Genomic DNA, 13,134 nt, shown 5'->3' on the forward strand with positions numbered 1-13,134 from the left:
AGCGCCATAAAAAAGCCCTTACTACCAAAGGGTAACAAGGGCTTTTTAGTCATCGGATTATGTTAGTTAATAACTAAATAATCTAGATGGGCAATTATGCGCTTTCAACCATAACATAACGACGGTTGAATTTACCTTTGGTCGCAAACTTTACCACACCGTCATTTAGTGCAAATAAAGTATGGTCACGACCCATGCCAACGCCTTCGCCTGCGTGGAATTCTGTACCACGTTGACGAACGATGATGTTACCAGCTGTGATAGCTTGGCCACCAAAGATTTTAACGCCTAGCATTTTTGGGTTTGAATCACGACCGTTACGGCTCGAACCGGCAGCTTTTTTATGTGCCATGAGAAAATCTCCTTGTTAATGTGACTTATCGCTAATGCGACAACTCTTAAGCATTTAGTGCGCTATTTAGCAGTCATTGCTAAGTGAATAATTAGGCATTAATCGCTTTGATTTTTAACAAGGTATACCATTGGCGGTGACCTTGCTCTTTGTGATAATGCTTACGACGGTTGTGTTTGATGATACGGATTTTTTCGCCGCGACCATGCTCAACTACTTCAACTTCTACGCTAGCGCCTTCAACGATAGGTTGACCGATTTTGACAGTTTCACCGTCAACAACCATCAATACGTCTTCAAATTTGATTGTTTCGCCTTTTTCTGCTTTTAGTAATTCAACTTTTAAAAGCTCATCGACCACAACACGGTGCTGTTTACCACCAGTTTTGATTACTGCGTACATTGTCTGACTCCGTTTAACCCGTGTGCCGTGGCTGATGTTATATCAACGCTTCAATAACGAACACGACAGGGAAAAATTAAAGGCAAGATTTTACGGCTTTTTGCTCATAAAAGCAAGCCGCGCCTCTTGTTTTTGCAAGGTAGTAATAACAATCATAGCGATTGATATAATTCTCAAAAAAAGCGATAGATTTCACTGACAAAGGTAGTGACTACCGATGTTAAGATAAACCGCTCTATGTAGATATACTATAACGAACGCGAATGGGTTAAAATCCAACAGCCGCTATTATAGCTTATATTATCAGTGACTTACAGTTTTTTGTAAATATAAACCTTATTAACGACTATTATTAATAAAATGTTGCTAACATAAGTGACTAATTAAAAAAATCTAACCAGTTAACTTTTAAAAATGATAGAAATCAAAAGGACAACACGTCGCTATATTAAAAGTCCTCACTTACTTTCTGCTATACTTAAATCAACCATTGACCTAAACAGCTATGCTATTATGCGTCAAACGCTAGCCTAACTATCAATACTTGCAATAAGCACTTACTATAAATAGATAGACCGCTATCCAAACCCTCTTTTATTTTCATTGGTATGACGACTCATTATGACCAGTAATTCTTTATCGAACGCCGCCGCACCCTCGACCACGCCATTAAACGTTCTAACCAGTACGCCAAGCTCTGCCAATACGCTAAGCTATGCTGATATCCAAAGTATCGTTGCTAACGATTTTGAGATTATGGATAAGCAAGTCTTTGGCAGCTTGAATTCTAAAGTCCAATTGGTGATGAGCGTTTCGCAGCATGTGATTAATGCTGGCGGCAAACGTATGCGCCCGCTGATTACCTTATTGTGCGCGCGTATGTTTAACGACGAGCCATCGCAGCAAGCGATGCATCTTGCGGCGATTACTGAGATGCTGCATACGGCAACCTTGGTACATGATGATGTGATTGACGAGTCAGGACAGCGCCGTGGCAAACCAACGGCTAATGCCACTTGGGACAACGCCACTGCTGTGCTGGTCGGCGACTATTTGATTGCTCGCGCTTTTAATCTGTTGGTTGGTTTTCAAAGCTTGCCGTTATTGCAGGTCTTCTCCGATGGCACCTGTGATATTGCTGAGGGCGAAGTCTTACAGCTACAGCATCAGCATAACCCTGCAGCCACTGAACAAGACTACCTCAATATTATCGATGGCAAAACCTCGCGCTTATTTATGATGGCGACCCAAGGCGCGGCTATTTTGCAAAATAAAACCGAGCACTTACAAGCATTGGCTGATTTTGGTCAACACTTCGGTAACGCTTTTCAAATCGTCGATGATGTACTCGACTACAGTGGCGATAGTGAAGTGATGGGCAAGAATTTGGGCGATGATTTGGCAGAAGGCAAACCTACATTGCCAACCATCAAGGCGCTTGAATTATTAAAAGACAGCGATAAAGCAGGCTATGAGCAATTACGACTTGCAGTGCAAACGGGTAAAACGCCAAACGCTGAGCAGCTTATCGAGCTCGTCCGTCAGTCAGGTTCGCTTGAATACTGTAAAAAGCGTGCTTTGGAAGAAACCAAACTGGCTCAGCAAGCGCTAAGCAGCTTACCTGACAACCGCTACCGTCAAGGGCTATATCAGCTGACTGAACTTGCCAGCGCGCGGTTAGTGTAAATATTGCTAGCCTATATATTATAGATGCTTAAAAATATTATTGATGCTTAAAATGTTTAGGCATCAATAGAAAAGTATGTGACCATTTAATTTTTAGTTAAGTTGTACTTTATAATAATGAAATAAATAAAATGAGAAAATAAGGTTGGTATACACGCAGCTTTTTCATTACCCATCGCTTTCTTCGTTCTATTGTTCTTACTCTTCCCTAAAATTTTAGCGTTCACACTTAAGTATTGCTAAAACACCGTTTTTCTGTACATGCCATTTTCTACTATATTTTTATATGGTTTTCTTGCTACTATCCTTAAATCGTATTTAAAAAAACAAAATTTAACAATATTTTGGCACGGTATTCATTACCAATCTTACGAAGTATTTAGAACGTTACGCTTGTATTATCAATGTTTGTTAGAATTTTATCGAGATATAAAGCATTTACAAGGTGAATAAGCACCTTTTTGTGTCTTGACTGTGGGGTATACCCTATAGTTTATAATCATGCATTACTTTAAATCTGCTTAGCCGATTGTTGTGTGTTTAGTTATCATATTATCTATTTAGTAATGAACTCTAACAGCGGTAAAGACATATTACGTTTCATATTTACTTCGTTAAGATTTATCCATAAACTTTTTAAACTGTAATTATTATATGATATTTATATTGCCGAGGACATTGATGAAGCACTCTACTCTTGCGCTTGTAATAGCATCTGTACTATCTGGCGCTGTATTGGTCGGCTGTGATAAAAATGAGGACGCAGCTGGGGCAGCGGCGCAGCAGCAGATGCCACCTGCCGTCGTCAACGTTCAGACTGTCACTCTAGATACCGTACCGCAAGTACAAACCTTTGCTGGACGTACCGCCGCTTACCAAACCGCCGACGTTCGCCCACAAGTAAACGGAATTATTGACGAGGTGTTGTTCCGCGAAGGCAGCAACGTTAAAAAAGACCAACCTTTATACCGTATCAATACCGATAACTACGCGACGTCTATCACCAGTGGGCAGGCGGCCATTCAACAAGCTGAAGCCAATTATCAGACGGCGTTGGCAAACAATGCCAATGCCAAAGCTGAGCTGGTCAGTCGCCAAGCGTCATTATCACAAGCGCAAAATGACTTAAATCGCTTGCAAGGTTTGATCGAAATTGATGCCATCTCAAAGCAGCAATACGACCAAGCAGTTACCCAAGTTCGCACCGCACAAGCAGCAGTCGAAAGCGCGCGTGCGGCGATTGGGCAAACAGAAGCAGGTATTGAAAGTGCTAAAGCTGGTATCCAAACAGCAAAAGCAAACTTACAAGCCAGTACACTAGACCTTAATCGTACTATCGTACGGGCACCGCTCGCAGGTCGTACTGACCGCTCTAGCGTTACTGCTGGTACCTTGGTTAGCGCCGGACAACCAGATCCTTTAGTGACTATCTCGCGCTTAGATCCTATCTATGTCGATATCAGCCAGTCATCCTCTGAGCTGCTTAAACTACGCCAGCAAATTTCTGCTGGTAAAGCACAGGCGGGTATGAATTCGGTTGAGTTGGTATTAGAGGACGGCTCAACGTATCCGGTACGTGGCGAGCTGGCATTATCAGAAGCAAAAGTTGATGAATCAACAGGTGCTGTGACCTTACGTGCAGTCTTCCCTAATAAGAATAATATCTTGTTGCCGGGTATGTATGTCAGTGCGCGCTTGACTCAAAGCGTCATCACTAACGCTGCTTTAGTGCCACAAAGTGCGGTAATGCGGACACCGAAAAGCGAAACGCAAGTTTATATCGTTGATGAAAATAACAAAATCCAAGTACGTCCTGTCACTATTAATGGTACCTACAAAGATCAGTGGGTCGTCACTGATGGCTTAAAAGCAGGGGATAAAGTGGTGGTGATTGGTGGCTCAAAAGTCAAACCTGAGCAAGAAGTCGTCGCCAAACCTTTAGAAAATCCAAATGCTGCCCCTGCTAAGCCGGGCACGCCAACTGCTCAAACGCCGCAGCAAGCTGCAAAAGCGATGGATAAGCCAGCTAGTAAAGATACCTCTGCTAAAAAACCAGCAGAATCTACCGCTAACTAATTCCATTCAAAGATAGGAAGACTAGGAATATACTATGTCACGTTTTTTTATTGATCGCCCTATTTTTGCTTGGGTGATGGCTATTTTGGTCATGCTCATCGGGGTAATATCGGTTATTAACCTACCGATTGAGCAGTATCCACGCATTGCACCGCCAACCATTTCGGTGAGCGCAAGCTATCCTGGTGCGAACGCGCAGACCGTTGAAGATTCAGTGGTTCAGATTATCGAACAACGTATGAAAGGGCTTGATGGCTTGATGTATATGTCATCATCGAGCTCGTCAAATGGTGGCGCATCTGTAACGCTTACCTTTGAAAACGGTACCGATCCTGATACCGCACAGGTACAGGTACAGAACAAACTGCAAGCCGCGATGAGCTCACTCCCTGAGTCCGTACAGCGTCAAGGCGTCAACGTCAATAAATCCTCTAGTAGCTTTTTAATGGTACAAGGGTTTATCTCTGAAGACGGCAGTATGGATAACAGCGATATTGCTGACTATATCAACTCAAACGTCGTTGACCAGCTCAGCCGTGTCGAAGGTGTTGGTGAAGTGCAGGTGTTTGGTTCAGCCTATGCCATGCGTATCTGGCTTGATCCTTCGCTGCTACGTAGTTATAACTTGGTGCCAGCTGATGTGGTCAATGCCGTACGTGCGCAAAACGCGCAGGTGTCTGCTGGCCAATTAGGACAAGCGCCTGCAGATACGGATCGACAGGTTATTAACGCCACGGTTACCGTGCAAAGCTATTTACAAACCCCTGAAGAATTTAAAAATATCTTATTAAAAACCGATACCTCTGGGGCGAAGGTTCGCCTAGGTGATGTTGCAAAAGTTGAAATCGGTAGTGAAAACTATAGTGTGACTGCGCTTTATAATGGGCAGAGTTCCGCTGGTCTCGGTATTTCTTTGGCGGGTGGTGCAAACGCGCTTGAAACTCGTGAAGCCGTTGGCGCTCGTATGGCGGAGCTTGAACAGAATTTCCCAAAAAATCTGACGACCGTTGTTCCTTATGACACCACGCCATTTGTACGTTTGTCTATTGAGCAAGTAGTCAAAACACTAATCGAAGCGATTGTTTTAGTCTTTATCGTCATGTTCATTTTCTTACAGAACTGGCGCGCGACCATTATTCCAACGCTTGCTGTACCCGTGGTATTACTAGGTACTTTTGCCGTCTTATATATTGCTGGCTTTAGTATCAACGTATTAACCATGTTTGCCTTGGTATTGTCCATCGGTCTACTGGTCGATGACGCCATCGTTGTCGTCGAAAACGTTGAGCGTATCTTGGAAGAAGACCCTCATATTTCCATTAAAGACGCGACCATACAATCGATGGGCGAGATTAGTAAAATCGTTGTCGGTATCGCCTTGATTCTATCGGCCGTTTTCGTACCGATGGCCTTCTTTGGTGGCTCAACCGGTGTCATTTATCGTCAGTTCTCCATTACCTTGATTACCGCCATGGTACTGTCAGCATTAGTGGCGCTTATCTTTACCCCTGCCCTATGTGTGACCTTGCTAAAACGTAGTAAGAGCCACGAGAAAGGATCTACTGAAGAGCAAAAAGGTTTCTTCGGTTGGTTTAACCGCTCTTTTTATAAAGTCAGCCGTAAGTATGAAAATTCTGTCGGTAAAAGCTTTAAATTTAAGTGGTTATACTTAATCGGTTATGCCGCCATTATCGGCGTCATGGCCGTGGTATTCTTACGTATTCCGGGCTCGTTTTTACCCGAGGAAGACCAAGGTATTATGTTTACCTTAGTACAGCTTCCTGCTGGGGCGACGCTTGATGAAACGGAAGCGGTACTAGAAAAAGTCACCAACTATTATGAAACCCAAGAAAAAGACAACGTGGCGTCTGTGTTCTCTGTGGCAGGCTTCAGTTTCGCCGGTCAAGGTCAAAACATGGGTCTGGCTTTCGTACGTTTGACAGACTGGGCGGAGCGAAGCGGCGATGAAAATACTGCTCAAGCGGTCGCTGGTCGAGCGATGGGCTATTTCTTTACCCAATTAAATGAAGCGCAAGTCTTTGCGATTGTACCGCCAGCTATTACCGCACTAGGTAACGCCAGTGGTTTTGATTTGATGATTCAAGATACGGGTAACGTCGGCCATGAAGGCTTACTTGAAGCACGTAATATGCTGCTCGGTATGGCTGCGCAAAACGATCAAGTAACAGGCGTGCGTCCAAACGGACAAGAAGATGCGCCGCAGTTAAAAATTAATATCAATCAAGAGCAAGCCGCTGCTTATGGGCTGTCATTGGCTAATATTAATAGCGTGATTTCTACTGCTTGGGGTTCAAGCTATATCAATGACTTCGTTGACCGTGGTCGTATTAAGCGCGTGTTTGTCCAAGGCGAGCCAAGCAGTCGTACCAATCCTGATGATATCGGCAAATGGTATGTTCGTAATGATGCCGGTGAAATGATTCCATTTGATGCGTTCTCAAGCAGTGAATGGCAATCAGGCTCACCGCGTCTGACCCGTTATAACAGCTTACCGTCAATGAATATCCAAGGTAGCGCCGCCCCTGGTCTTAGTACGGGTGAAGCGATGAGCTCAATGGAAGCGATGATGCAAAAGCTACCTGAAGGTATTGGCTACGAGTGGACAGGTATGTCACTTGAAGAGCAAAAGTCAGGTGCCCAAGCGCCGATGCTTTATGCCCTGTCGATCTTGGTGGTATTCTTATGTCTCGCCGCTCTATATGAAAGCTGGTCCATCCCCTTCTCTGTACTATTGGTCATCCCGCTTGGGGTGCTAGGTGCGGTGATATTTACCTGGCTACGCGGCTTTAATAACGATATCTACTTGCAAGTTGGTCTACTAACGGTGGTTGGTCTATCAGCCAAAAACGCTATCTTGATTATTGAGTTTGCAAAAGAACATCAAGAAGAAGGTAATACGCTAAAAGAAGCGGTTATGATAGCGGCGCGTCAACGTCTGCGCCCAATTATCATGACCTCACTTGCGTTTGGACTTGGTGTTGTGCCATTATTCATCGCCACAGGTCCGGGCTCAGGCAGTCAAAACGCCATTGGTACCAGCGTGGTAGGTGGTGTTGTCACCGCAACTATCTTAGGTATCTTCTTTATTCCAATGTTCTTTATTTGGGTACGTAGTTTATTCCCTTACAAGTATGAGAATAATAAACCGAAAGATAGAGATGATGGTAACGACGGCACACCTGGCCCGCAAAATCCAACGCCTTCTGACCCAATGCCTTCTGATAGTTATCAGCCTGCAAGCTTTGGAGATAATATACAATGAGTGCTCAAAAAAACTTTACTTTAAACTCAGCAGCGGTAGTCTCTATAGCTACCACTGCCCAACCAGCGCTAGCAGTACTGCGTAAAAATGGCGGTCGCCTCATTGGCCTCACTGCCTTAGCACTGAGCATGGCTGCTTGTAACACCATTCCAAAAGCAGATATGCGTCCTGTGCTTGCTGAACCAAACGTGCCTATCGAGCAAACCTATGGCGCGTTCGACAAAGAAACCGTCAGCAGCGCCAATCAAGCCAGTATTGCCGCGCAGCGCTGGCAGGAGTTTTACAGCGACGAGCGCTTAAAAGGTCTGATTGCGTTAGGTTTAGAGAACAACAAAGACTTTGAAAGTGCGCGTTTGGCCATTGAGAAAGCACGCGCGCAGTATCAAATTACTGATCTCAATGACCTGCCTAGAATTGATGGTAGCGGTGGTTATACGCGCCAAGCCCAAAACAGAACGGATAAAAACCCTAACAGCTCATATAACGTCAATCTTGGCCTTGCCAACTATGAGTTAGACTTTTGGGGTAAAATCGCCAGCTTAAAAGAGCAGGCGTTACAGAACTTTTTAGCGACTACCGCAGCGAAAGACACCACCCAAATCAGCTTGATTAGTAATATCGCTCAAAGCTATGCCAATTTGAGCTATAGCCTTGCGCAGTTAAAACTGGCTGAAGCGACGGTCGAAAGCCGTGAGAAGTCTCTATTTATCGCTGATAAACGCTTTGAAGCTGGTATTGACCCTAAACTGCCGTCTTTGCAAGCCAGTGCGTCACTAGAGAATGCCAGACTTGCCGTTTTACAGGCGCAAAGCAGTATTTTAAGATCGCGTAATGCGCTGCAGTTTTTGGTCGGTGGACCCATTCCAACCAATCTTATTCCAGCACCTGCGGTCAGCAATATCACAAGCCAGCAGATATTTAGCGCCGGCTTACCAAGTGAATTGCTGCGCTATCGCCCTGATGTATTGGAAGCAGAGTACAGTCTAAAAGCCGCTGGTGCCAATATTGAAGTGGCGCGCGCCTCTTACTTCCCATCTATTAGCTTAGCTAGTAGCGTGGGTGTGAGTAGTGGCAGTTTAGATGATTTATTTAAGAGTGGTTCGGTTGGCTGGTCATTTGGTCCAAGTATTAGCGTGCCTATTTTTGATGCGGGCCGTTTAGATGCCAATTATGATGTGGCGAAAATTGAGCGCGAACAGACGCTGGCAAACTACGAGCGCTCTATTCAAACCGCTTTCCGTGAAGTATCGGACGTCCTAGCGACACGCGCGACATTAGGCGAACAGTTGGCCGCGCAGTACCGTCTGCAAGACAACTTTGAACAAACGTATCAGATTGCCGATGCGCGCTTTAAAGCGGGTATTGCCAACTACCTAGATGTACTCGATGCGCAGCGTTCGCTATTCTCAACGCAGCAAGGTATCTTGGACTTAGAGCTACAAAAAATTATCAGCCAAGTTGAGCTCTACCAAGTGCTAGGTGGCGGTGCCAACCTTGATGTACCAACGGTCATTCCTGTACCGCATAAAAACTTGGTACAATTGGTCAATCTACCGGCCAATAGCAATAAAGCCAAAGCGGTCGATGCTATCGAAGCTGCCAGCTCTGCTCGCGTGGCTTCTGCACAAGAAGCGCAAGCAATTAAGCAGGCACAGCCAATAGAGAAAGCAACTTTTAACCCAACAGCTGTTGTCGATGTCAATAATGATGGCAAAACAGACGCTGCCGTCGGCGTGGTCACTGAACAGACTATTACGAAAGAGGCCAAGGTTGAACCAGTACCGGTCACACAGATTAATGAGCGTTAAGTAGCTCTAAAGGTTGCGGGAAAATTTTCCTCACCTTGATAGTCGATATCTACAATCAGCCCTACCGACTTGGTAGGGCTTTTTGCTTTCGATAGTCACTATTGGTTATAGTAGTGCCAGTTATCGTACAACATTATACCAACGACCTTTTTATTCTCTTAATGATACCAATCTTATAAAAACCAGTCTTAATGAAGCTTATAAATAACCATGCTTAAAATCAAATAAGGAAACCTCATGACTTATACTTTTAACCGTCAATTCCCTGAAACCCGCTTGCGTCGCTTGCGTTATAACGATAACGTCCGCGCGATGATTCGTGAAGTTGAGCTGCATCCCAAGCACTTTATCGCACCCGTATTTGTTTTAGAAGGCGAAAACAAGCGCGAAGCCATAGCTAGTATGCCAGGCGTTGAGCGCCTATCGATTGATCTGTTGATTAATTATGCCAAAGAATTATTAGCAGAGGGTGTTACCACTATCGATATCTTTCCTGTCATTGATAATTCATTAAAAACGCCTGATGGCAAATCGGCTTATGATGAAAATGGCTTAAGCGCGCGCGCCGTCAAAGCAGTCAAAGATGCCGTACCAGAAATGGTGGTAATGACTGATGTGGCGCTAGACCCTTATACCTCTCACGGTCAAGACGGTTTGCTCGATGACTCAGGCTATGTGGTCAATGATGAAACGGTCGAAGTCTTGGTCAAGCAAGCGCTTGTACATGCCCGTGCAGGCGCTGATATTATCTCGCCAAGTGATATGATGGATGGGCGTATCAAAGCTATGCGTGATGCCTTTGAAGCTGAAGGCTTTGTCAACACCGCTATCATGGCCTACTCTGCCAAATATGCTTCTGCTTACTACGGTCCGTTCCGTGATGCCGTTGGGAGTGCCGGCAACTTAAAAGGTGGGCATAAAAAGCAATATCAGATGGACTTTGGCAACCGCGCCGAAGCGCTGCACGAAGTTGCCATGGATATCAATGAGGGGGCTGATATGGTGATGATTAAACCGGGTCAGCCGTACTTAGACCTAATTCGTGAAGTTAAAAACGCCTTTGGCGTACCAACCTTTGCGTATCAAGTGTCTGGTGAATACGCCATGCATATGGCTGCTATTCAAAACGGCTGGCTAACCGATGCGGTGATTTTGGAATCCTTGATTGGTTTCCGCCGTGCAGGCGCTGATGGGATTTTGACTTATTTTGCCCTAGAAGCGGCTCGTCAGTTGAATAACGCTTAATATAAATTAAATCGTTTTATACAAAGAACCGCGCCAGCTTATATACAAGCTAGCGCGGTTTTTTTTAGCTTAATTTAAAAAGCTCAATAAAAGCTAGAAACGTGCACGGTCATGAGGTTCGTTAAAATCAAGCACGGGACCGACAGGGATAATACGCGTGGGATTAATGTTGGCGTGACTGGTATAATAATGCGCCTTGATATGCTCGATACTGACCGTCTCGGCGATACCGGGCACCTGATATAAATCACGCAGATAACCCCAAAGATTGGGATAATCAACAATACGGCGGATATTACATTTAAAATGCCCAACATATACCGCATCGAACCGTACTAGCGTGGTAAATAAGCGCCAATCGGCCTCAGTAATCGTATCACCGAGCAAGTAACGTTGGTCAGCCAAACGTGCCTCTAACGTATCAAGCGCGTCAAATAGCGTCACTACCGCTTCTTTGTACGCAGCTTCGGTTGTGGCAAACCCTGCTTTATACACGCCGTTATTCACCGCTGAATACACGAATTCATTAATCGTATCGATTTCTGCGAGCAACGCTTTTGGTAAAAAATTAACGTCCGTCGCCCCTGCTTCATCAAAAGCAGAATTTAACATCCGAATGATTTCAGAGGATTCATTACTGACGATGGTATTGGTTTTTTTGTCCCATAATATTGGCACTGTGACGCGTCCGGTATAATCAGGCTTGGCAGCGACATATACTTCATATAAATAGCTGGCATTGACAATCGGATCAGCAATCACGCCAGCACCTTCTGCAAACGTCCAACCTTTATCGCCCATAAAGGGATGCACGACAGACAGTGAGATCATGTCTTCCAAGCCTTTGAGCTTGCGATAAATCGTGGTGCGGTGTGCCCAAGGACAGGCAAGCGACACATATAAATGATAGCGATTGGCTTCGGCCTTAAAGCCACCCACGCCAGTTGGGCCTGCGCTACCGTCCGCTGTTACCCAGTTTCTAAAACCAGCATCTTCGCGTACAAAGCGTCCACCGCTTGCCTCGGTGTCATACCACTTATCTTGCCATTGACCATCGACCAATAAGCCCATGTTTTGCTCCTGTTTATTTTAGTTTTAAATAAATGGATACTAAAAACGACTGCTAGCAAACAATCAGCATTAAATAACTGCCATCGTTATTAGTTTTAAGAGTTATAGTAACATTTCTATGTTGCCTAGCCATTAAGCTTTGTTTGTCTTTCAAACAAAGCTTAATGACTAGCAGGTCTGGCGGAACAACAATGAGCAAGCGTTGGTGCCACCATACTTTATCAAAGATTAAGATAATGTAAGTCTCTTTCAAACAGCATTAAATACCAGTTATTTTGAACTGAGCTATTATTAGTTTTACGGGGTATTGCCGCGATTTGAGTTTTAGAAACCTTAATAAAGTAGATTACTAGTTTAAACATCTCGACTACTCATACTATCAGTCATTTAAGATACTTTAGAATTTGATGGAATAGGATTTTATAGTGACCAGTGTTTTAGAGCTATTGCACACCATCCCGAATTGGCACTTGGCAGGCTTGTTTGTCGCTGGCATGGTCGCTTTTATCATCTCTACGGTCTCTGGCGGCGGCGGGGCCATGCTATTGATACCTGTCACCTCTTCAATGATAGGAACAGCCGTTACGCCTCCCGTGATCAATTTGGCCACGCTTATTAGCAATGCCTCACGGCTCTATCTATTTTGGCATGACATTGATTGGTCCTTGACCAGATACTATGTTCCTAGTGCCATCGTAGGGGCATGGATTGCCGCCTTGGTTTTTAGCCGCTTGGATGCAGGGTGGATTCAGTTATTGGTTGGCGTATTTTTGGTATCGACCATCTTCCAATATAGGTTCGGTAAAGTCGATAAAACCTTTGATATGCCAAAACTCGGCTTTATACCTTTGGGTTTTGTCATTGCTTTTATGAGTACTTTGGTCGGTGGTCTCGGCCCTATACTCAACCCTTTTTATATGAATGCTGGGCTAGAAAAAGAAAACCTGATTGCTACTAAAACTGCCAACTCCTTTTTTGTGGGTATCATGCAAATCGGCGGCTACGCTTTCTTTGGCGTATTCCCTGCCAGACTTTGGCTATATGGACTGGTACTAGGGTTAGGTGCGGTCGTCGGCAATATCATTGGTAAGCATTTTTTAGCGGGAATGACGATTAGTCAGTTTAGAATAATGCTACTCATACTCATGGTTATTAGTGGGCTAATAATGATAATAAGAAACGTCAATGTGCTGTTTTAATAAGTCATTTG

9 protein-coding genes are annotated in these 13,134 nt (G+C 44.5%); 6 read left to right on the forward strand and 3 right to left on the reverse strand.

Annotated elements, in window-relative coordinates; translation table 11 throughout:
• Positions 1-94 precede the first annotated feature (94 nt).
• Together rpmA and rplU are read right to left on the reverse strand one after the other, a co-directional pair.
• A complete protein-coding gene (gene rpmA / locus ACPEGP_RS05620) occupies positions 95-352 on the reverse strand; it encodes a 50S ribosomal protein L27 (protein WP_055123782.1) in 258 nt (85 codons plus the stop codon).
• A gap of 91 nt (positions 353-443) precedes the next feature.
• A complete protein-coding gene (gene rplU, locus ACPEGP_RS05625; RefSeq protein WP_025652795.1) occupies positions 444-755 on the reverse strand; it encodes a 50S ribosomal protein L21 in 312 nt (103 codons plus the stop codon).
• A gap of 756 nt (positions 756-1,511) precedes the next feature.
• Between rplU and ACPEGP_RS05630 the strand changes: the two genes are divergently transcribed.
• The 5 genes from ACPEGP_RS05630 (at position 1,512) to hemB (ending at position 10,853) form a co-directional block, all read left to right on the forward strand.
• A complete protein-coding gene (locus tag ACPEGP_RS05630; RefSeq protein ID WP_423814252.1) occupies positions 1,512-2,441 on the forward strand; it encodes a polyprenyl synthetase family protein in 930 nt (309 codons plus the stop codon).
• A gap of 681 nt (positions 2,442-3,122) precedes the next feature.
• A complete protein-coding gene (locus ACPEGP_RS05635) occupies positions 3,123-4,517 on the forward strand; it encodes an efflux RND transporter periplasmic adaptor subunit (RefSeq protein ID WP_423814198.1) in 1,395 nt (464 codons plus the stop codon).
• A gap of 34 nt (positions 4,518-4,551) precedes the next feature.
• Positions 4,552-7,800 (forward strand): efflux RND transporter permease subunit, encoded by a 3,249-nt coding sequence (locus ACPEGP_RS05640; RefSeq protein ID WP_288727136.1) that lies wholly within the window; start codon positions 4,552-4,554, stop codon positions 7,798-7,800.
• Complete coding sequence (locus ACPEGP_RS05645; protein WP_423814199.1) at positions 7,797-9,608, forward strand: efflux transporter outer membrane subunit; 1,812 nt, start codon at positions 7,797-7,799, stop codon at positions 9,606-9,608. The genes ACPEGP_RS05640 and ACPEGP_RS05645 overlap by 4 nt, the downstream gene beginning before the upstream one ends.
• Positions 9,609-9,845: 237 nt before the next feature.
• Positions 9,846-10,853, forward strand: coding sequence for a porphobilinogen synthase (hemB, locus tag ACPEGP_RS05650; protein WP_423814200.1), 1,008 nt, complete (start codon positions 9,846-9,848; stop codon positions 10,851-10,853).
• A gap of 93 nt (positions 10,854-10,946) precedes the next feature.
• Here the strand turns inward: hemB and ACPEGP_RS05655 are convergent, their stop codons facing one another.
• Positions 10,947-11,924 carry a glutathione S-transferase family protein gene (locus tag ACPEGP_RS05655; protein WP_198328732.1) on the reverse strand — a complete coding sequence of 326 codons (978 nt, stop codon included), beginning with the start codon at positions 11,922-11,924 and terminating at the stop codon, positions 10,947-10,949.
• Between the two features lie 425 nt (positions 11,925-12,349).
• Between ACPEGP_RS05655 and ACPEGP_RS05660 the strand changes: the two genes are divergently transcribed.
• Positions 12,350-13,123, forward strand: coding sequence for a sulfite exporter TauE/SafE family protein (locus tag ACPEGP_RS05660; protein WP_423814201.1), 774 nt, complete (start codon positions 12,350-12,352; stop codon positions 13,121-13,123).
• Positions 13,124-13,134 lie beyond the last annotated feature (11 nt).

This window comes from Psychrobacter sp. 219-2-C, from assembly GCF_049560815.1.
Taxonomy (GTDB): domain Bacteria; phylum Pseudomonadota; class Gammaproteobacteria; order Pseudomonadales; family Moraxellaceae; genus Psychrobacter; species Psychrobacter faecalis.